21 protein-coding genes and 1 pseudogene are annotated in these 20,636 nt (G+C 62.4%); 14 read left to right on the top strand and 8 right to left on the bottom strand.

Annotated features, from left to right (window positions below; all coding sequences use genetic code 11):
* Positions 1–241 precede the first annotated feature (241 nt).
* Positions 242–1,156: a polyphosphate kinase 2 gene (ppk2, locus tag C5L10_RS17290; protein ID WP_046665142.1), complete on the top strand. Its 915-nt coding sequence runs from the start codon at positions 242–244 to the stop codon at positions 1,154–1,156.
* An 85-nt stretch (positions 1,157–1,241) separates the two neighbouring features.
* On the opposite strand, the gene C5L10_RS17285 is transcribed toward ppk2, so the two are convergent.
* Both C5L10_RS17285 and C5L10_RS17280 read right to left on the bottom strand, forming a co-directional pair.
* Positions 1,242–2,060, bottom strand: a complete 819-nt coding sequence (locus tag C5L10_RS17285) for an amino acid ABC transporter permease (protein ID WP_105430686.1) — start codon at positions 2,058–2,060, stop codon at positions 1,242–1,244.
* A gap of 4 nt (positions 2,061–2,064) precedes the next feature.
* Complete coding sequence (locus C5L10_RS17280) at positions 2,065–2,859, bottom strand: transporter substrate-binding domain-containing protein (protein ID WP_105430685.1); 795 nt, start codon at positions 2,857–2,859, stop codon at positions 2,065–2,067.
* A gap of 167 nt (positions 2,860–3,026) precedes the next feature.
* Here C5L10_RS17280 and C5L10_RS17275 point away from each other — a divergent pair, with 167 nt between their 5' ends.
* Positions 3,027–4,307 carry an MFS transporter gene (locus C5L10_RS17275; protein WP_105403856.1) on the top strand — a complete coding sequence of 427 codons (1,281 nt, stop codon included), beginning with the start codon at positions 3,027–3,029 and terminating at the stop codon, positions 4,305–4,307.
* A 124-nt stretch (positions 4,308–4,431) separates the two neighbouring features.
* The gene (locus C5L10_RS17270; protein ID WP_205837060.1) at positions 4,432–4,944 is read left to right on the top strand and encodes a nuclear transport factor 2 family protein; all 513 of its coding nucleotides are present in this window, start codon (positions 4,432–4,434) and stop codon (positions 4,942–4,944) included.
* 65 nt (positions 4,945–5,009) lie between these two features.
* Here the strand turns inward: C5L10_RS17270 and rplS are convergent, their stop codons facing one another.
* Positions 5,010–5,564, bottom strand: a complete 555-nt coding sequence (gene rplS / locus C5L10_RS17265; RefSeq protein ID WP_046605196.1) for a 50S ribosomal protein L19 — start codon at positions 5,562–5,564, stop codon at positions 5,010–5,012.
* A gap of 264 nt (positions 5,565–5,828) precedes the next feature.
* On the opposite strand from rplS, the gene C5L10_RS17260 reads away from it, so the two are divergent.
* Positions 5,829–6,575: a sulfite exporter TauE/SafE family protein gene (locus tag C5L10_RS17260; RefSeq protein ID WP_046665137.1), complete on the top strand. Its 747-nt coding sequence runs from the start codon at positions 5,829–5,831 to the stop codon at positions 6,573–6,575.
* Positions 6,576–6,582: 7 nt separating this feature from the next.
* On the opposite strand, the gene trmD is transcribed toward C5L10_RS17260, so the two are convergent.
* The 5 genes from trmD to ffh form a co-directional block, all read right to left on the bottom strand.
* Positions 6,583–7,272, bottom strand: a complete 690-nt coding sequence (gene trmD / locus C5L10_RS17255) for a tRNA (guanosine(37)-N1)-methyltransferase TrmD (protein WP_105430684.1) — start codon at positions 7,270–7,272, stop codon at positions 6,583–6,585.
* Positions 7,273–7,277: 5 nt separating this feature from the next.
* A complete protein-coding gene (gene rimM / locus C5L10_RS17250; protein WP_105430683.1) occupies positions 7,278–7,844 on the bottom strand; it encodes a ribosome maturation factor RimM in 567 nt (188 codons plus the stop codon).
* Positions 7,845–7,963: 119 nt separating this feature from the next.
* Positions 7,964–8,329 (bottom strand): 30S ribosomal protein S16, encoded by a 366-nt coding sequence (gene rpsP, locus C5L10_RS17245; protein ID WP_046665134.1) that lies wholly within the window; start codon positions 8,327–8,329, stop codon positions 7,964–7,966.
* Between the two features lie 78 nt (positions 8,330–8,407).
* Positions 8,408–8,722, bottom strand: a complete 315-nt coding sequence (locus tag C5L10_RS17240) for a chorismate mutase (protein ID WP_046665132.1) — start codon at positions 8,720–8,722, stop codon at positions 8,408–8,410.
* Positions 8,723–8,736: 14 nt separating this feature from the next.
* Positions 8,737–10,317 carry a signal recognition particle protein gene (gene ffh / locus C5L10_RS17235; protein ID WP_105403861.1) on the bottom strand — a complete coding sequence of 527 codons (1,581 nt, stop codon included), beginning with the start codon at positions 10,315–10,317 and terminating at the stop codon, positions 8,737–8,739.
* 256 nt (positions 10,318–10,573) lie between these two features.
* On the opposite strand from ffh, the gene C5L10_RS17230 reads away from it, so the two are divergent.
* The 10 genes and pseudogenes from C5L10_RS17230 to C5L10_RS34165 all read left to right on the top strand — a co-directional run.
* Positions 10,574–10,855: a type II toxin-antitoxin system VapB family antitoxin gene (locus tag C5L10_RS17230; protein ID WP_309493812.1), complete on the top strand. Its 282-nt coding sequence runs from the start codon at positions 10,574–10,576 to the stop codon at positions 10,853–10,855.
* Positions 10,855–11,292 (top strand): type II toxin-antitoxin system VapC family toxin, encoded by a 438-nt coding sequence (locus tag C5L10_RS17225; protein WP_046637393.1) that lies wholly within the window; start codon positions 10,855–10,857, stop codon positions 11,290–11,292. The genes C5L10_RS17230 and C5L10_RS17225 overlap by 1 nt, the downstream gene beginning before the upstream one ends.
* A gap of 63 nt (positions 11,293–11,355) precedes the next feature.
* Positions 11,356–12,450, top strand: coding sequence for an MBL fold metallo-hydrolase (locus tag C5L10_RS17220; protein WP_105430682.1), 1,095 nt, complete (start codon positions 11,356–11,358; stop codon positions 12,448–12,450).
* A 238-nt stretch (positions 12,451–12,688) separates the two neighbouring features.
* Positions 12,689–13,219 (top strand): RNA polymerase sigma factor, encoded by a 531-nt coding sequence (locus C5L10_RS17215; RefSeq protein ID WP_105430681.1) that lies wholly within the window; start codon positions 12,689–12,691, stop codon positions 13,217–13,219.
* Positions 13,212–14,141 (top strand): FecR family protein, encoded by a 930-nt coding sequence (locus C5L10_RS17210; RefSeq protein ID WP_105430680.1) that lies wholly within the window; start codon positions 13,212–13,214, stop codon positions 14,139–14,141. The genes C5L10_RS17215 and C5L10_RS17210 overlap by 8 nt, the downstream gene beginning before the upstream one ends.
* Positions 14,142–14,279: 138 nt before the next feature.
* Entirely contained in the window at positions 14,280–16,856 is a 2,577-nt protein-coding gene (locus C5L10_RS17205; RefSeq protein ID WP_105430679.1) for a TonB-dependent receptor, read from the top strand.
* A gap of 22 nt (positions 16,857–16,878) precedes the next feature.
* Positions 16,879–17,469, top strand: a complete 591-nt coding sequence (locus C5L10_RS17200; protein ID WP_105430678.1) for a biliverdin-producing heme oxygenase — start codon at positions 16,879–16,881, stop codon at positions 17,467–17,469.
* 359 nt (positions 17,470–17,828) lie between these two features.
* Positions 17,829–18,746 (top strand): diaminopimelate epimerase, encoded by a 918-nt coding sequence (dapF, locus tag C5L10_RS17195; RefSeq protein ID WP_105430677.1) that lies wholly within the window; start codon positions 17,829–17,831, stop codon positions 18,744–18,746.
* Positions 18,743–20,029, top strand: coding sequence for a tRNA (N(6)-L-threonylcarbamoyladenosine(37)-C(2))-methylthiotransferase MtaB (gene mtaB / locus C5L10_RS17190; protein WP_105430676.1), 1,287 nt, complete (start codon positions 18,743–18,745; stop codon positions 20,027–20,029). The genes dapF and mtaB overlap by 4 nt, the downstream gene beginning before the upstream one ends.
* Positions 20,030–20,044: 15 nt before the next feature.
* A pseudogene (locus C5L10_RS34165) lies at positions 20,045–20,636 on the top strand (signal recognition particle-docking protein FtsY); the annotation flags it as partial.

Raw genomic sequence — 20,636 nt, 5'->3', positions numbered from 1 at the left:
AGTCGGTCGCAAAGCGCCCCGGATACCCGCGCGAAAAACCGTGCCGGCAGACGTTTGTGGTCCTGCAGCACGACGATATGGTTCGCGAGGCATCCGAATTTCGATCCCATGGCCGCTGCAATAGCAGTTTCCGAAGAAATCGGCAATCGAATTGCTTCGCAGAAAATCTGTCGCATCTCTGTCATAAAGCTTTCGCGGAAACGTGGTTGATCTGAGTTTCCATAAAGGAGGAATGCCCACCATGTCCGAACCCATGCAAGACCAGCTCAGCCGCATCAAGGAAGAGATCGCCGACAGCTTCGATGAAGAGCTCGAAATGCAGATGGAAGAGGACCGGCTCGACGAGCTGGTCGCCGAGGGCATGTCTGAGCCCGCCGAGGCGACGATCGACCGCCGAATCTATTTCCGCGAGCTTTTCCGCCTCCAGCACGAACTCGTCCGCCTGCAGGACTGGGTGCAGTACAAGAAGCTGAAGATGGTCGTGCTGTTCGAAGGTCGCGACTCGGCCGGCAAGGGCGGCGCCATCAAGCGCGTCACCCAGCGCCTCAACCCGCGTGTCGCCCGCGTCGTCGCGCTGCCCGCGCCGACCGAGCGCGAACAGAACCAGTGGTATTTCCAGCGCTACGTCCCGCACCTGCCGACCGCCGGCGAAATGGTGATGTTCGACCGCTCCTGGTACAACCGCGCCGGCGTCGAGCGGGTGATGGGCTTCTGCACCAAGGAGGAGCTGGAAGAGTTCTTCCGCTCGGTGCCGGAATTCGAACGCATGCTGGTCCGCTCGGGCATCATCCTCGTCAAATACTGGTTCTCGATTACCGACGAGGAGCAGGAATTCCGCTTCAAGATGCGCATCCACGATCCGCTGAAGCAGTGGAAGCTGTCGCCGATGGATCTCGAAAGCCGCGTCCACTGGGAAGAATATACCAAAGCGAAGGAAGAGATGCTCCAGCGCACCCACATTCCGGAAGCGCCGTGGTGGGTGGTGCAGGCCGTCGACAAGAAGAAGGCGCGGCTCAACATGATCTCCCACCTTCTCGCCCAGGTGCCTTACGAGACCGTGCCGAAGGAGCAGATCGACCTGCCGGGCCGCGTCCGGAACGACGACTACATCCGCCATCCGGTGCCGGCGGACATGTACGTTCCGGAAGTGTACTGAATAAACTGCGCTCTGCCGTCGTTGACGCTGCGGGGCGCTCGGCAGGGACTGAAACGGCGAGGCGGCCTTCGGGCCGCCTTTTGCGTTAGCGCTCCGTCCTACTCCGCAAACGTCCTTCGATGCCGCGCAGGGCCAGCGACAGGCCAATCGTCAGCAGCAGGTAGATATAGGTGACGATCGAATAGGTCTCGAAGAAGCGGAAGGAGCCGGCCGCATAGACCTTGGCCATCTGGGTGATGTCGGCGACGCCGAGGACCGAGACGAGCGATGAATCCTTCACCATCGAGACGAAGTCGTTGGAAAGCGGCGGCAGGATCACCCGCATCGCCTGGGGGAAGACGATCAGCCGGAAACGCTGCCAGCGGGTCAAGCCCAGCGCCTTTGCCGCCTCGATCTGGCCGATATCGACGGCCTGGAACCCGGCACGAAAGATTTCGGCGATGAAGGCTGCATAACCGATCGTCAGTGCGATGATCGCCCGCCAGAGCAGCGAGACGTCGCGCACCAGAAGCGCCTGGGCCCAGCCGCCCTCGATCAGCGGCGCCAGCGCCCAATTGTAGAGCGTCACGAAGGCCGGTGCGCCGACGAAGGCAATGTAGAAGAGCAGCACGAGGATCGGGATGCCGCGGACGAGCTCGATATAGAATCGCGCCGCCTGCCTCAGCACGACATTGCCGGAAAGCCCAGCAAGCGCGATGCCGAGCCCGAGCAGCGTCGCCAGGAGAAAGGCGGCGAGCGTCACGCCGACCGTGATGCCGATGCCCTTGGCGACGACATTGAAGACCTGGGAATAGAGGTCGTTGAGGGCGATGACCGCCGCCAGGCCGAGGCAAAGTATCGCGAAGGCGACCAGCCACCAGGGGAAATCCTGCGGCTGGGACGTTCTGCGACGCAAAGGCGCCATGCCTCTACTGGCCCATCGTGTAATCGAGGAACCACTTCTTGTTCAGCGTATCGAGCGTGCCGTCGGCTTTCAGCGCGGCGATTGCGGCGTTGACCGGCGCAACGAGATCCGAACCCTTCTTGAAGATGAAGCCGAAATCCTCGGTGCCGAGCGGCTGGCCGATCAGCTTCAAGGAACCGCCGGAAGCCTTGACGTACCCGTCACCGGCGGTGCTGTCCGTCAGCACCAGGTCGACGTCTCCCGCCTTCAACGCCTGCACTGTCGCGCCGAAGGTCTCGAACAGCTTGATCCGCGGGTTCTGCTCGTTGCCGTCGAGGATCTCGTAGACCGCCGTGTAGAACGGGCTCGTCCCGGGCTGTGCGCCGATAAGTCCGGTCCCTAGGGCGCCAAAACTCTTGGCGTCGGTGAAACGCTTCTCGTCGCCGCGCACCAGCATCAACTGCTGCGAGCGCATATAAGGATCGGAGAAATCGACCTTCTCCTTGCGGTCGTCCTTGATGGTGATGCCGGTCATGCCGATGTCGTATTGCCCGTCGGAAACGGCCTGGATCATCGCGTCCCAGCTGGTGCCCTGGTATTCGAGCTTAAAGTTCAGCCGCCTGGCGATCTCGTTCATCGCATCATATTCCCAGCCAATCGCCTTGCCGCTCTTCGGATCGACGAATTGCAGCGGCGGATAGGCGTTTTCCGTGACCACGACAACCGTCCGGCCCTTCAGGTCCGGCAGTTCGGCGGCGCTGGCGGCGGGTGCAAAGGCAAGGGCGGCAAGGCCGGAGATCAGCATACGGCGTGAGAGCATTGTGGCACTCCTGACAAATGGCTGGCGAATCCCTCTCATGAAAAGCCGGCCGATAGCAAGCGGCCGGCAGCGGGCATCTTTTTCTTGCCGCGCATGAGGGGGTCCCCTACATCCCCTTCACCGAAATACGCTGCTTCCTCTGCGGCAAATGCTTTGGAGTAAATAATTTGGTTCAGGAAAAAGAGCTAATTTCAAAGATCGTTTGGCGGCTTATGCCGTTCCTCGGCGTCCTTTATCTGATTGCCTATATCGACCGTCAGAACGTCAGCTATGCCAAGCTGGAAATGGTCGGCGCGCTCGGCATGAGCGAATATGCCTATGGTCTCGGCGCCTCGCTTTTTTTCATCGGCTATTTTCTGTTCGAGGTCCCGAGCAACCTCTTCCTCAACCGGTTCGGCGCAAGCCGCTGGTTCGCCCGCATCATGATCACCTGGGGCATTGTAACCGTGGCGCTCGCCTACACGCAGAACGCGACGATGTTCTACATCCTCCGTTTCCTGCTCGGCGTTGCGGAAGCAGGCTTCTTCCCGGGCGTCCTGTACCTGCTGACGCTCTGGTTCCCGAAGGATTATCGCGGCCGCATGGTCGGCCTGTTCATGATCTTCAGCGCGCTGGCCAATGCCGTGGGCGCCCCGATTGGCGGCATGCTGCTCGATCTCAACGGGCTGCTTGGCCATGCGGGATGGCAATGGGTCTTCCTGGCGACCGGCATTCCGGCGGTGCTCGCCGGGATCGTCACTTTCTTTTATCTCGACGACACGCCGGAAAAGGCGAAATTCCTGACGGAGGATGAAAAGCGCTGGCTGCACGATCGGCTGGCGCGTGAGAATTCCGGAATGGAGGAGCATGCAGACAACGGATTCAAGGCGCTCGTCAATCCGCGAGTGCTTCTGATGGCGCTCTGCTATATCGGCTTTCCGCTCGCTGCCTACGGCCTCAGCTACTGGCTGCCGACCATCGTCAGGGGGTTCGGCGTCTCGAACACGACGAACGGCTTCATCAACATCATTCCGTGGGTAATCGTCGCGCTCGCGCTATGGGTGGTGCCGGCCGCCGCAGACCGGGCCGAGAGCAAAACTCCCTATATTGTCGGTCCCGCCTTCGTCGGCGCGATATGCCTGGCGCTTTCGGCGCTCGTCACCTCGCCGACCTTGCAATTCACTTTCCTTTGCGTCGCCGCGGCCGGCATTTTCGCTGGCCAGCCGGTCTTCTGGAGCCTTCCCTCACGCTTCCTCAGGGGGGCGGGCGCAGCGGCCGGCATCGCGGCGATCAATTCGGTCGGCAATCTCGGCGGCTTCGTCGCACAGAACGTCGTCCCCTGGATCCGGGATTCGACCGGCAACGATATCCTGCCGATGGTCTTCCTGGCCGTCTGCCTTGCCGTCGCCGGTGTGCTCGTCATCATCGTCGGCCGAATGTTGGCGGCGAGACAGGCGATCTCCGTCTGACCGGACGTTGCCGCCATTGGTTCCCTCTGCGGAACCAATGGCGGCAAAACTGCCTGCTTCCGCGTCATCGGCGTTTCTCCTATGTCTTTGGGCAAGCCAGATCAAAACGCTTGGGAGAACGTCGATGATACGAGTCTTGAAACCTGCCGCTCTGGGTTTGGTCCTGTTCGGGGCCGCGATGGGCACGCTTGCCACGCCGTCGCTGGCACAGGAGCCGGTGTTGGCCGCCGCGGACAAAGACGCGCTTTTCACCAGCACGGACCCCAAGCTGCATGCAAACAAGCAGGTTGCCTACGGTATCGTCCGCGACCTGCTGGAAGCCAATCAGTGGGACAAGGCCGACCAGTATCTCACTGAACGTTACATCCAGCACAACCCGAATGCCGCGTCAGGACGCGAGGGCGTGGTGCGCTATTTCATCGACGTCCTGAAGCGGAAGCCGAGCCCCACTCCGACCAAGATAAAAACGCCGGTCGTCTTTGTCACAGCGGAGGGCGATCTGGTGACCGTGGGGACGGTGCGCGAAATGAAAGATCCTCTCGATCCTTCGAAGAGCTATACCAGCACCTGGTACGACACATGGCGTATCGTCAATGGCAAGGCGGACGAACACTGGGATTCGGCCGTCAGGAATTAAACCTGTATCGCGCAACGAAAAAAGGCGGCTCGAAGGCCGCCTTTTCCGTATTCGATATGAAAAGCTTATTCGGCAGAAGCTTCAGCGGCCTTGGCGGCTTCGGCTGCTTCAGCAGCTTCCGCTGCGGCCTTTGCTTCAGCGGCTTCCGCTGCTGCCTTTTCGGCGGCGAGAGCCTGGGCTGCTGCAACCTTCTCGGCCTCGATACGTGCCTTCTCTTCGGCAACGGCCTGGCGCTCGGCGTCGTTCAGCTTGCGGGCGCGAACGCCGGTGTCTTCAACGATACGGGCCGACTTGCCGCGACGATCGCGCAGGTAATAGAGCTTGGCGCGACGGACCTTACCGCGGCGAACGATTTCGACGCTCTCGACCATCGGCGAGTAGACCGGGAATACGCGCTCGACGCCTTCGCCGTAGGAGATCTTGCGAACGGTGAAGCTTTCGTTGATGCCGCCGCCGGAACGGGCGATGCAGACGCCTTCATAAGCCTGTACGCGGGTACGGGTACCTTCCGTGACCTTCACGTTGACGCGGACGGTGTCGCCAGCGGAAAATTCCGGAAGCGTGCGCTTGGCTGCAATCTTGGCGGCCTGTTCGGCTTCCAATTCCTGGATGATATTCATCGTCTCAAACCTTTGGTTCTTCTGAAACAGCCAGAGCGCTCGGATATGTCCCTTTGGTCAAAGCCTCGAGGATTTGCCTTTTCGGCAGAGCGAATTCACCATTCTTTGTTGCTGGTCGACGGGATGTTTCCCATTTCCGGCTGGGCCAATACACGAAAGACATGGGTTTGTCATCCCGTTGATTGCGATTTTGTGACGAAAAAGCCCGCTATTGCCGCGTTTCGCCGAAGCCGCTATCTGGTGGCCAGGGATGAGGAAACATCAATGACAATTACAATGATAGCCCTGCTCGCCGCGGCGGGCTTCCTGTCCGGCGCGGTCAACGCGATCGCCGGCGGCGGGACTTTTCTGACCTTCGGGGCGATGACGCTTGCCGGCGTTCCGCCGATCCTGGCCAATGCGACGTCCTCGATCGTACAGTTTCCGGGCTACGTCACGTCGACGATCGCCTATTGGGACGAGATTTCCAGCCGCTGGCGCAGCGCGCTTGTATTGGCGCTCGTTTCGGTCGTCGGTGCCTTCGCCGGCGCTTTCCTGCTGCTGTCGCTCGACAATCCGTCCTTTCGCGCACTCGTGCCCTGGCTGCTGGCGGCCGCGACGGCGGTGTTTGCCGCAGGTCCCTGGCTGAAACCCAAGGCATCGGCGGAGCGCCCGGCCAATTCTCCCGGTTCCGTCATCGGGCAGTTCCTGACGGCGATCTATGGCGGGTTCTTCGGCGCCGGCATGGGCATCATGATGCTCGCCGTGCTCGGCGTCACCACCGGCGGCAGTTATCATCACCTCAATGCGTTGAAAAACATGCTGGCGATCCTGATCGCGGCCGTCGCCATCGTCGTCTTCGTCGGCGGTGGCGTCATTGCCTGGCCGGAGGCGCTGGTGATGATCCCGGCCGGCGCGCTTGGCGGTTATGCCGGCGTGTGGATGGCGCGGCGGGTGCCGCAGGCCGTGTTGCGCTGGTGCGTGGTGGCCGTCGGCGTCGGGTTGACGATCTATTATTTCGTGACGGGATGAGAGGGGGTTACTGTGCCCTACCCGGAAATAAATCCGGGCGCCGCTCCGCCGTCAGCTTCTTTGCTTCTTCCAGCCGCCATTTCTCGATCGCGGCATGATTGCCGGAGGTCAGCACGGCCGGGATCTCGCGGCCTTCGAACACCTGCGGCCTCGTATATTGCGGATGTTCGAGCAGCCCGTTCTCGAAGCTTTCATGGGTGCCGGACAGCGCATTGCCCATGACGCCCGGCAGGATGCGCACGACCGCGTCGAGCAGCGTCAGCGCCGCGGGCTCGCCGCCGGACAGGACGTAGTCGCCGATCGATACTTCCTCGAGATTTCGACCATCGATCACCCGCTGGTCGACGCCTTCGAACCGGCCGCAGACGATCACCACGCCGCTGCCGGCCGCCAGCTCGCGGACCTTTTCCTGGGTCAGCGGTTTTCCGCGCGGGCTCATCAGCAGGCGCGGACGGCTGTCACCTTCGGAGAGGTTGTCGATCGCCTTGGCCAGGATATCCGGCTTCAGCACCATTCCGGCGCCGCCGCCGGCCGGCGTGTCGTCGACGGTGCGGTGCCTGTCCTGCGCAAAATCGCGGATCTGTACCGTATCGAGCGTCCATTGTCCGCGCTCCAGCGCCTTGCCGGCCAGGGACAAGGCCAGATGTCCCGGAAACATTTCCGGGTAGAGCGTCAGGATGGTAGCGCGGAAGGTCATCGTTGCTATTTGCCCTTTTTGGGCAGGCCCGGTGCCGGACCGTCGTCTTCCGGATTTTCGGCAAGGCCGGCGGCCTGCGGATCGATGACGATCTTGCCGCCTTCGAGGTCGATCTCCAGCACTGCCGCCTCGGAGAAGGGGATGAGGGCAGGGCGGCGGCCGGGGCCTTTCAGCTCCAGGAGATCGCCGGCGCCGAAATCATAGACGGCGCTCACCGTGCCGTAACTCTTGCCTTCCTCGTCGACTGCTTCGAGGCCCTCAAGGTCGGCATAATAGAACTCGTCTTCCTCGAGTTCGTCGTCAGGCAGGTTGTCGCGCTCGATGAAAAGTTCGAGGCCGGCCAGCGCCTCGGCCGCGTTGCGGTCGTTTATGCCGCGGAAACGGACGATTGCTATGTTCTTGGCTTCGCGGATTTCGAGGATCTCGAAGATCCGGCCATCCTCGCTGTGGAGGTTGCCGTATTCGCCGAGCGCCGTCGGATCGGCCGTATACGTGCGCACCCGCACCTCGCCTCTCAAGCCTTGGGCGGCGCCGATGGTCGCCATCAGAACGGGGTTTTCGAGCTTGGTCATGCGGGTCGTGATCTCGGTTGCCGTGCGCTCATTTAAGCTTTGCGCGATCAAAAGCAAACAGCAAAACGGGCAGCGCGTTGCCGCGCCACCCGTCGATTGCGAAAGAATTTTCGCGAAGCTTACGCTTCGGCGGCAGCGGCTGCTGCGTCTTCGGCCTTCTGGGCGCGTTCCTTGACGCGTTCCTGGGCCTTCTTGCCCGGCAGTGCCTTTTCCGGGTTGTTCTTGGCAGCGCGCTGGGCAAGGCCGGCTTCTGCGAGGAAGCGCAGAACGCGGTCGGTCGGCTGGGCGCCGTTGTCGATCCAATGCTGGATGCGCTCGGCATTCAGTTCGACGCGCTTGGCATCGTCCTTGGCGAGCATCGGGTTCCAGGAACCGAGCTTTTCGAGGAAGCGGCCATCGCGCGGCGAACGGGCGTCGGCAACGACGACGGTGTAGTACGGACGCTTCTTGGAGCCGCCGCGGGCAAGACGAATTTTCAGGGACATTGCAATTACTCCTAGGTTTTTCTGGGCCGCCGTCGGCGGGCCGGGGTTCTTGTTGTACCCGCCGTCAGGCGGGCTGATTCATGCTGTCTTCGTGCCGACGTGTTCGGCGGCAATGGCTTCATGGTGCCGGATGACTTCCTTGATGACGAAGTTCAGGAACTTCTCGGCGAAATCCGGGTCCAGATGCGCTTCCTTCGCCAGGCGGCGAAGTCGCTCGATCTGGAATTCTTCGCGCGCCGGGTCGGCCGGCGGCAAATCGTACTGGGCTTTGAGGACGCCCACTTCCTTAGTGCAGCGGAAACGCTCCGCCAGCATGTGCACGAGCGCCGCGTCGATGTTGTCGATCGACTGGCGGTAGCTTGAAAGCTTGGCCTTGACCTCAGGGTCAATCATCGGCGTGTCCTCCCTCACTTCTTCTTCGGCAGGCCCGGAAGACCCGGGAAACCGCCGCCGAGGCCGGGCAGCTTGGGCGCGCCAAGTCCCGGCATGCCACCGCCCGGCATGCCCGGCATCGAGCCTGGCTTGAAGCCTGCGGCCTCTGCCTGCTTCTGCAGCGCTTCGAGCTGTTTCGGATCGAGCTTGGAAAGATCGGGCATGCCGCCCATTCCACCCATTCCGCCGCCCATGCCACCAAGGCCCATCTTCGAGGCAAGGCCGCCCATCATCTGCTTCATCATGCCGCCCTTGCCCTTGCCGCCCATCATTTTCATCATGTCGGCCATCTGGCGGTGCATTTTCAGAAGCTTGTTGATTTCGGCCGCATCCGTGCCGGAGCCGGCGGCGATGCGCTTCTTGCGGCTGTGCTTCAGCATGTCGGGATTGGCGCGCTCGGCCCTGGTCATCGACTGGATGATGGCGATATGGCGGGCGAACGTCTTGTCGCTCATGCCGGCGGCCGAAAGCTTGTCCTTCATGCCGCTCATGCCGGGCATCAGTCCCATGATGCCGCCCATGCCGCCGAGCGACTGCATCTGCTTCAGCTGTTCGGCCAGATCGTTGAGGTCGAACTTGCCCTTGGCCATCTTTTCGGCCATGGCGCGCGCCTTGTCGGCGTCGATATTCTCCGCGGCCTTCTCGACCAGCGAAACGATGTCGCCCATGCCGAGAATGCGGTCGGCGATGCGGCGGGGATGGAATTCTTCCATCTCCGTCATCTTTTCACCGGTACCGATCAGCTTGATCGGCTTGCCGGTGACGGCACGCATGGAGAGGGCCGCACCGCCGCGGCCGTCGCCGTCCATGCGGGTCAGCACGAGGCCGGTAATGCCGACGCGCTCGTCGAAATTGCGGGCGAGGTTGACGGCGTCCTGGCCGGTGAGGCTATCGGCGACCAGCAGGATTTCATGCGGGTTGGAGCGCCGCTTAATCTCGGCCATCTCCGCCATCAGCGGCTCGTCGATATGGGTGCGGCCCGCAGTGTCGAGGATGACCACGTCATGGCCGCCGAGCTTGGCGGCCTGCACGGCGCGGGCGGCGATCTCGGTCGGCGACTGGCCGGCGATGATCGGCAGCGTATCGACGCCGGTCTGGACGCCCAGCTGGCGGAGCTGTTCCTGGGCGGCCGGGCGACGCGTGTCGAGCGATGCCATCAGCACCTTCTTGCGCTCGCGATCGGTCAGGCGCTTGGCGATCTTGCCGGTCGTCGTCGTCTTGCCGGAGCCCTGCAGGCCGACCATCATGATCACCACCGGGGCGACCGCATGCAGGTCGATGCCCACCCCTTCGGAGCCGAGCATCTCGATCAGCTCGTCATGGACGATCTTGACGACCATCTGGCCCGGCTTGATCGACTTCAGGACTTCGGCGCCGACGGCCTTTTCGCGCACCTTGTCGGTAAAGGAGCGCACGACTTCCAGCGCCACGTCCGCTTCGAGCAGCGCACGGCGAACCTCGCGCAGAGCGGCGGACACATCCGCTTCGCTCAATGCGCCACGGCCGGTCAGTCCACTCAAGATGGAGCCAAGACGGTCCTGGAGGCTTTCGAACATCGTTTCTTCCTTCTCGCGTTTCGGATGACCGAAACGTCGGGTTCTCATCCGCCAAAAACAAGAGACAAAGCCAAAAAGCACCCGAGGGCGCAACGCGCTGTCGGGTGTTGACCTCCGGGCTCAGTCTATCGGCCCCGGTCGGCGGCTCCAAGTCGTAACTTGTCAGCAGATGGGCGGGCTTAAACAGCAAGCGGGCGGGAAAGTCAAGTCTGCCGGCCGGTGGGCGGTCGGTGCCTCGCCTTGCGGGAATATTCAATTGCTCTATATTGAATATTCAAACCTGTGGATGGTAGCCATGTCCCTCTATATACGCGACGCCAAAGTGAATGAGCTCGCTGATGAAGTCATGCGGCGTCTTGGCACGAAGACCAAGACGGAAGCTGTGCGGGTGGCACTGGAGAACGAGCTGAAGCGGGCTGGGGAGAAGCTGTCGCTGGAGGAGCGTATCCGACCTTTGCAGGATCGTATTGCGGCGCTCGGACCAAAAGATCCGAACTTCGATGAAAAGGCCTTCATGGACGAGATGTGGGAAATCTGATGTTTCTCGATGCGTCCGCAATCGTCGCAATTTTGGGTCGGGAACAGGTAGGGGCGTCCTTGCTCGGCAAAATCAGAGCTGCTGAGGCCCCTGTTTATTATTCCTCGATGGTTGTGTTTGAGGCAGTCATCGCTTTGGCCCGTCAGAGAAAGATCGCTGTATATGGCGAGCATGCACCGACGCCGAAATATCTGATCGAAGAGGTGCAGGCGGTTGTCGCTGATTTCTTCGGACAGATCGGTGCTGTCGAAGTCGCTCTTCCATCTGGTCTTCATGACTCGGCACTGGCCGCTGCAAAGATCTATGGCCGTTTCGTCGGCCATCCCGCAAAATTGAACTTCGGCGATTGCTTCGCTTATGCCGCTGCAAAGACGCTCAAGTCTCCACTACTCTTCGTTGGCGACGATTTCTCCAAAACGGATATCGAAGTCGCGTAAATGTGTTCTTCGCACACGCAACGTCTCTTCCCAGGTGTAAGAGCACGCTGATAGACATCTCCCATGAACCGACGAAAATTCCTGAAATGGTCCGGCATCGGTGCGATCACCGCCCTCGTGGGCGGGTTCGCGGCAAGGGGAGCCATGGCTGCCAACAAGTACTACTCCGGTCCGGCCTCCGATCATTTCGACGGAACGTATTTCTTCAATCCGGGTGGCGAGCAGCCGCGCGGCGGGCTCGACCTGCTGCGCTGGAAGCTCGGGGGCAACAACATCGCCTGGCCGGACAGTTTTCCGAGCCCGTTTGCTCAGGCCGTTCCGGAAACGCGGGTGTCCGGCGACCGGTTGACCGTCACCATGGTCGGGCATGCGGCGATGCTGATCCAGGTGGCCGGCCTGAACATCCTGACCGACCCGGTCTGGGACGATCGCGCCAGCCCAGTGCGTTTCGCCGGCCCGAAACGGGTCAATCCGCCCGGCATCCGCATCGGCGATCTGCCGCCGATCGATATCGTGCTCGTCACCCATAACCACTACGACCATATGGACCTTGAGACCCTCTGGGTGCTGCAGAGCCGCGACAAGCCGCATTTCGTCACGCCGCTCGGCAATGACGCGCTCATCCGCTCACGTGTCGCGGATGCGAAGATCACGGTGATGGATTGGGGCGGTCGCGAGGAGATCGCCGCAGATATCGGTCCTGGCATCGTCCTGCATTGCGAACCCTGCCATCACTGGTCGGCGCGCGGCGTAGGCGACCGGCGCATGGCGCTCTGGGCCGCCTTCGTTTTCGAAACCCCAGCGGGCAAGATCTACCATATCGGCGATACGGGCTTCCACCAGGGCATCAACTACCGCGCCGCGCGGGAAAAGCACGGGGCTTTCCGGCTCGCCAATCTGCCGTTCGGCGCCTACGAGCCGCGCTGGTTCATGCAGGCGCAGCACCAGAACCCGGACGAGGCGGTGGAGGGCATGCTTCTTTGCGATGCGGCTTTCGTGGCGGGCCATCATTGGGGCACGTTCAAGCTGACCGATGAAGGGATCGAACAGCCGCTGGCGGCGCTTCATGCCGCTCTCGATGCACGCCGCGTTTCCCGGGACCGTTTTCGACCCATGCGCCCCGGCGAAGTCTTCGAAGTGCCGACAATTTCCGTATGAGCACGCCGGAACTGTTGCGAAAACGCGACAGATGGCCGGAAGCGGCAAAAATTCCAGTCTCTGCCGCTGCCAATGCCCGGCTGCCCAACATGCTGATTTCACATTAAAACATGAGTGTGCTTATCATCTTATAGGATGTTCTTTGGATCTATTCCAAATCATTGATGTTGCGCCCCTTTTTAGGCGGCGCTAAACGCGGAGCCGTTGGTCGGGCAGGTTCGGCCTTGGGGTTACGGACTTGGACATCAGCCTTATCGAGCAGTTGCAGCAGACCGAGGAGGGGAAGCTGCGGCGGTTCTTTCTTCGGCGCCTGCGCAACAGGGAGGATGCGGCGGACGCGACACAGGAGACCTTTCTGCGGCTGCTGACGGCATCGCCGAAGGAGGATCTGCGCAATCCGCATGCCTACCTTTTCCAGGTCGCCCGGTCCGTCGCCCATGGCATCACCGCCCGGCTGATGCGCGACAGCGCGCTTTTCGACGATGAGTTGGACCAGACGCAGGTGGCTGACGAAGCGCCAAGCCCGGAGCGCGTGGTCGCCGCCCGCCAGCAGCTCGGGCTTCTGATAGAGACGATTTCCTCCCTGCCGCCGAAATGCCGGGTGGTGTTCGTGCTCAGCCGGCTCGAAGGGCTTTCCAACGGAGAGATCGCGACCAAGCTCGGGATCTCCCGAAACATGGTTGAAAAACACATCATCCGTGCACTCATGGCTTGCCGCCAGGCCCGCCTTGCGGCATTGCCTCCCGCCGGGGGGATTGCGCATGACTAATGTTTCAGACAAGGCGCGTGAGGACGCCATTGCGGAGGAGGCGGCAGGCTGGGTCGCGCGGCTCGGCTCCCGCGACGCGACCGATGCCGATCGCCGCCGCTTCGAATTCTGGAAAATGCAGGACCCGGCTCACGCGGCGGCCTTTGAAGAGATGAGCGCTCTCTGGGGCGATCTTGCGGCGGTGCCGAAAACGGTCGTGCCACGCCGACGCCGGATGGTCGGGGGCGGTATTGCCGCCCTGCTTCTGATGGGCTGTCTTGGCATCATCGCCAACGAAACCGGCCTCATCGCCCGGTATCGTTCGGATTTCTACACGCCGGTCGGCGTCATCCAGCGCATCGACCTCGACGACGGGTCGGTGGTGACGCTCAACACCGATAGCGCGATCAAGGTGCGATACGGCCAGACCGAGCGCCGGATCGTGGTCCTGCGCGGCGAAGCCTTTTTCGATGTCATCCCGAACCCGGCACGGCCTTTCGTCGTCAGCGGCGACGAAACCCAGGCGATCGCGCTCGGAACCCATTATGCGGTGCGGGTCGGCGAGCGCGACGAGGTGATGGTCGAGGAGGGACATGTGGCAGTGACCACCGGTTCCCAGCGCGCGGTGCTCGAAACCGGCGGCACCGCGCATCTCGGCGCCGATGGCCGCCTGACAACCGGCTCCGGCGATGTCGCCGATCTGACGAGCTGGCGCAGCGGCAAGCTGGTCTTCTCCGGCCGGCCACTCGGCGAGGTGCTCGGCCAGATCGGCCGTTACCAGCGGGGCCGCATCATGGTGCTCGACGACCAGGCCTCGCAGCTGCGGGTCAGCGGCGTGTTCGCCGCCACCGATCTCGACCAGGCTTTCGCGGCTCTGCAGGAGAGCCTGCCGATCCGCATCATCCGGGTTTCCGACTGGGTGACGCTGGTCCGTTCGCGCTGAAGACATGCTCATCGGGAAAAATTGAGAATTAATTCATCTTTTTTCGAAAACCGACGTCAGGAGTTGGAGCCCCCTTTCACTCATAACCATCAGGGCCGCGATCAGAGCGGCCCCGAAGTTCGAGTGCAGGGGGTTGAAATGAGTTTGAGGGGACCGCTTTTTTCGCGGCATGTCCGGATCGCGCTTGGCTGCGCATCCTGGCTGGGCGGCATGGCTCCGGCCGTCGCACAGCAGCCGACGCAAGGTGTCCAGTCGCAGCAGGTCGCTATTTCCATTCCCGCCGGGCCGCTTGAAAGCGCACTTCTAGCACTTGGCCGCCAGACCGACCTGCGTCTCGTCTATCGCAGCGAAATCACCGCCGGAAAGACCACGGGCGGCGTCACCGGTTCGCTGACGCCGTCTGCCGCCCTGTCGCGGCTGCTCTCCGGCACCGGCGTTTCCTTCCGGTCAAGCGGCGGCAATACGGTGACGCTGGAGGCCGGTACGTCTTCGGTCGCAGCGACCGGCGGCGACCCGGATACGACGCTCAAGCCAATTGTTCTGCGCGACGGTAATAGCGAGGGCGTGGATACGCCTTACGAGACGGCGGGCTCCACCAGCTACATCACCGCCGAGCAGATCGAGCGGTTTCGCGGCTCGACGGCCGGCGACATCTTCAAGAACACCCCCGGCGTCATCTCCGCCAACAACCACAACGGCGGCGCCGTCAACGTCAATATCCGCGGCCTGCAGGGGCAGAACCGCGTGCGCGTCGCCATCGACGGAACCCAGCAGACGACCACGACATGGCGCGGTTATGCCGGCGTCGACGACCGCACCTATATTGACCCGGACCTGATCGGCGGCGTCAGCATCTCGAAGGGCCCGTCCGGAGGTGCCGCAGGCGCCGGCGTCAACGGCGGCGTCGTCGGCATCCGTACGCTCAACGCGAAGGATGTCGTCGAGGACGGCAAGGAATATGGCGGGCGGATCAAGATCGGCGCGCAGGACAATACGACGTCCGATTTCACCATCAATGCGATTGTTGAGCAGACCGACCAGGCCGAGTTCTTTGACTTTACGAACGGCAACGGTTCGGTCGCGTTCGGCACGGTGCAAGACGATTTCGATCTGGTGATCGCCGCAGCGCGCCGTTATCGCGGCAACTACTTCGCTGGCACGAAAGGCCCGACGACCTACCGCTTTAACAATAGTGACCTCAGGCTTTCCCTCACCAAGCCCGGCGAGGAGGTGTGGAACACGTCGAGTGAATCAAGCTCCTTCCTCGCCAAGGGGACGATCCATATCGACGACGACCAGAGCCTCGAACTCGGCTATGTCCATTTCGAGGCCGAATACGGCGAGGCGCTGCCGTCGCTGCTCTTCAGCCAGCCCGAGACATTCCGCCAGGCGCCGCTCTCGAACGTGACCACGGACACGTTCACGAGCCGCTACCGTTACAATCCAGACGATAGGATCGACCTCAAAGTCAATGCCTGGATGAGCATCGTCGACCAGATGGACATGTCGACCGGCCTTGCCTTTTACCTGCCGCAGTACAATCTCACGCCGGCCACCAGACCGCCCGGCGACGATCCGCGCTATGCTATGACCCATACCTATGGCGGCGACATCTCGAATACCAGCAAGTTCGAGACGGACTACGGCAAGGTCGTCGTTAACTACGGCATTTCCTACCTTTTGGAAGACATCGACGCCCGGCGCTACGAAAGTCGCACCTACGCCGATTTGCGCGGCGTGCCGATGAACCCGAGCATCGGCAGCCGCTCGATCGCCAGCGCCTTCACCTCAGGCGAATGGGAGGCGACCGATTGGCTTAAGCTCAACGCCGGCCTGCGCTACGACCATTATTGGCTGAGGGACGACGGCGTAACCCCCGACACCACCGTTCGCAACCGCGACGGCGGCCGCCTCAATCCCTCGATCAGCGTCACGATCGAGCCCATCGACGGGCTTCAGTTCTATGCGCTCTATGCGGAAGGCGTTCGACCGCCAACCATGCGAGAAACTATGGGCAGCGACGGCAACGCCAGGCCCAACCCCTACCTCAAACCTGAAGCCGCCAAGAACTGGGAAATCGGTGTCAACCTAAGTAAAGACGGGCTGGTCACCGAGAGCGATTCCGCTAGGTTGAAGCTCTCCTATTTCAACAACAATTATACGGACTACATCTCCCGCGTTCCTACTGCGGGAATGCCTCCCGCTCCTCCGGGCATGCCGAATTATGTCTTCACCTTCGACAATCTGAGAAAGGCGAAGTTTTCCGGCATCGAAGTCACCGCCTCCTACGACCTGGGCTTTCTCTATGCGGAGGGGTCGCTCACTTACTATACCGATTACATGTTCTGCCGCACCCTTTCGACATGCTCCAACACGACGGAAGAAAACGACTACGCCGCCAACCACATGCCGCCTGAGATCATGAAGCGGCTAACCGTAGGCACGCGGCTCTTCGAGGACAAGCTGACCGCCGGCATCCGCATCACCCAAGCCGGGCCTCGTATGTCGCCGGTCACCCAGGGTGCGCGCATGTACACCGGCATGTGGGTCCCCTATACGACCGTCGACGCCTTCGCGACCTACAAGATCACGGAAAACTTGACATTCGACCTCCAGGCCGAAAACTTGACCGATCGTTTCTACATTGATGCCCTGGATGGCTGGAACCCTGCGCCGGGACGGACGATCCGGGCAACGCTGTCCGCTAAATTCTAAAATATTCGAAACGGAAAACATAATGCAGATCGAACTCGAAACACCCGCCGCACCGACCCGGATCCAGCGTCTGAAGGCTCTCACCGATGCCACCCATGAGCGCCTCGACACGCGCATCATGGCGGCCGATCCCTTCGCCAACCGCGAGCGTTACGCGCTGTTCCTCGCCGTGCAGCATCATTTCCATGCGGATGTCGATCCGCTCTATCTCGATCCGCGGCTCAACCGCATCGTCCCCGATCTTCCGAGCCGGGTCCGGCTCGAAGCGCTGCGCCAGGATATCGCCGACGTGACCGGAAATGCGCCGGCCGTCCTCACCGCCGGCACGGGCGGGCTCGGCATCCCGGCCGCACTCGGATGGCTGTACGTCGCCGAAGGCTCGAACCTCGGCGCCGCCTTCCTCCTGAAGCAGGCGGCAAGGCTCGGCCTGTCGGAAGAATTCGGCGCCCGCCACCTCGCCGGCCACCCCGCCGGCCGCGGCCTGCACTGGCGCACTTTCGTTGCTGCTTTCAACGGGTTCGAGATGTCCGAGGCGGAGGAAACGGACATGGCCGAAGGCGCCAAGTCGGCATTTCGGCGGGTGCATGCGCTGGTGGATGAATTTTTCGTCTGATGGGGGATGCGTGGATCCTCGGGTCAAGCCCGAGGATGACGGCGTTGGGCGTTTTCAAGGGGGTGGTAAACTCGGGGTAAGGTCTGGGGTCAGTTCAATTTAGGGCATATCCCTCACTCAACGACGAACGTCTGTCCGCGCCGACGATTGTTTTTGGGCACCCTTCGTCCTCTCCGTCGTCATCCTCGGGCTTGACCCGAGGATCCAGGGGCGGCGTGTTCCGGCGCGCATGGCCGGTTCCCTCTCCCTGCCTGCCGACCACCGCGGCACAGAGGCATACCACCCACTGGTAATTCCCTGCCTTTTCCGCCATATACAGCCCAATAGGCGGGCATTCGGCCCGGAATGGATTGGGCGTCATGACGGAACTGGTGGAATTCGCGCGGATGAACGGGCTTGGCAACAAGATCCTGGTCGTCGACATGCGCGGACGCACCGACAAGGTGACGCCGCAGGCTGCTATCGCGCTCAATGCCGATGCGGCCACCCAGTTCGACCAGATCATGGCCATCCACGATCCGAAGGCTGAAGGCACCGATGCCTGGATCGACATCCTCAATTCCGACGGCACGATGGCGCAGGCCTGCGGCAACGGCACGCGTTGCGTGGTGCAGGCGCTGAGCGCCGAGACAGGCCGCAAGACCTTTACCTTCCAGACCGTCGCCGGCATCCTCAATGCCGTCGAGCATGAGGACGGCACGATTTCGGTCGACATGGGCAAGCCGGTCTTCGAGTGGGACCGCATACCGCTTGCCGAGGAGTTTTTCGATACGAGCCGCATCGAACTGCAGATCGGCCCGATCGACGCGCCGATTCTGCATTCGCCGTCTGCCATGTCGATGGGCAATCCGCATGCGATCTTCTGGGTCGACCGCGATCCGATGAGTTTTGACCTCGAACGGTTCGGGCCGCTGCTCGAAAACCATCCGATGTTTCCGGAAAAGGCCAATATCACGCTGGCGCAGGTCACCTCCAAGTCGTCGCTGCGCACCCGCACCTGGGAACGTGGCGCCGGCCTGACGCTCGCCTGCGGTTCGGCCGCCTGCGCTGCCGCCGTTTCCGCCGCCCGCACCGGGCGCACCGGGCGCACGGTGACGATCGACGTCGCCTCCAGCCCGATCCGCCAGCCGCTTACCATCGAATGGCGCGGGGACGACCATGTCGTCATGACCGGGCCCGCCGAATGGGAATGGTCCGGCAGGGTCGATCCGACGATCGGAACCTTTACCCGTGACACAGTGCAGGACGCAGAAGGCCCGGAGGCTCGGGTCAATTGAGCGGGGTCGAGGTCATCACCTTCGGCTGTCGGCTCAATACCTATGAATCGGAAGTGATGCGGGCGGAGGCCGAAAAGGCCGGGCTCAACAACGCGATCCTCGTCAATACCTGCGCCGTGACCGGCGAGGCCGTGCGCCAGGCCCGCCAGGCGATCCGCCGGGCCAGGCGGGAAAATCCGCATGCACGCATCATCGTCACCGGCTGCGCCGCCCAGACCGAAAAAGAGACCTTTGCCGGCATGGCGGAAGTCGATGCCGTGCTCGGCAACGAGGAGAAGCTGACAAGCGCCTCTTATCGGGCGCTGCCGGATTTCGGCGTTTCGGCGGAAGAGAAACTCCGCGTCAATGACATCATGAGCGTGCGCGCCACCGCGCCGCAGATGGTCCGGCATATCGACGGCCACGTGCGCGCCTTCATCCAGGTGCAGAACGGCTGCGACCATCGCTGCACCTTCTGCATCATTCCCTATGGCCGCGGCAATTCCCGCTCGGTGCCGATGGGCGCCGTGGTCGACCAGGCCCGGCGGCTGACGGAAAGCGGTTATCGCGAGATCGTGCTGACCGGCGTCGATGCTACCAGCTATGGCGCCGATCTCCCCGGCCAGCCGTCGCTCGGATATCTGGCCAAGACGCTGCTTCGCCAGGTGCCGGAAATCCTGCGCCTGCGCCTGTCCTCGATCGACAGCATCGAGGCGGACAAGCATCTCTGGGACCTGATCGCCGACGAGCCGCGTTTCATGCCGCATCTGCACCTGTCGCTGCAGCATGGCGACGACATGATCCTGAAGCGGATGAAGCGCCGCCACTCGCGCGCCGAGGCGCTCGCCTTCACTGAGCAGGCCCGGCGCCTGCGCCCGGAGATCGCCTTCGGGGCGGATATGATCGCCGGTTTCCCGACCGAGACGGAAGACATGTTCGAGAACGCCGCGACGCTGGCGGAGGAGGCCGACATCTCGTTCCTGCACGTCTTTCCCTACAGCCCGCGTCCGGGCACGCCGGCTGCGCGGATGCCGCAGGTGGACCGGGCGGTCGTCAAGGACCGGGCGGCACGGCTGCGGGCGCGGGGCGACGTGCTGCATCGTGCCCATCTCGATCGCATGGTCGGCACCGAGCAGGCGATCATCGTCGAGAACAACGGCATGGCGCATACGGAAAACTTTTCGCTGGTGGCCGTGCCTCGCCTTGTTCCCCGCGAACTCAAGCGCGTTATGATTACCGGCCATAACGGCAAACATCTGGAAATGCAGGTCGCGTCCGCCCTTGTCCCGTCTCGGGCGGCGTAACCGGAACAGGTTCTCATGGCATTGAGCTTCATCAAACGCGTCTTCACCTTCGGCAAGCCCGCCGAGGAACCGGCACCCGATGCCGTAAGGCCGGAGGACGTCGCCGCCATCCAGGCGGAACTGGAGCCGAAGTCGCGCGACGAAGACCTGCCGGTCTCGCCCGTCGATCCGGTCGCACCGGCGGAGATCGAGACGGCCGGCGGGCCTGTCGCGGATGTGGCGGCGGAGAATGTCGAGCTGGCCGAGCCGGAGGCTGCCGAAGAGGATGAGCCGGCGCTGCTTTCGGGTGTCGAAGCCGCATCCGAGATCGGGATGGTGCCGTTGTCGCTATTGCAGGCGGAAGCAGAAGCAGAAGAAGAGGGCGTTGCAGCCGCGGAAGCGCCCCCCTCTGTCCTGCCGGATATCTCCCCCTCAAGGGGGGAGATTACGGATGAGCCGTCGGCTCAGGCATCCGATATCGGCGATATGGACTCTGGTCCGGCCGCCACGGGTTCCGGATTCACTTTGGAGCGGAAAGTCCCCCAAGAGTCGATCTCCCCCCTTGAGGGGGAGATGTCCGGCAGGACAGAGGGGGGTACCGTTCCGGGTGAAACGCTCCGCCCAGAAC

The sequence above is a fragment of the Neorhizobium sp. T6_25 genome (assembly GCF_002968555.1).
Lineage (GTDB): Bacteria > Pseudomonadota > Alphaproteobacteria > Rhizobiales > Rhizobiaceae > Neorhizobium.
The sequence above is the reverse complement of the archived record's forward strand: the minus strand, read 5'-3'. Positions and strand labels throughout refer to the sequence as shown.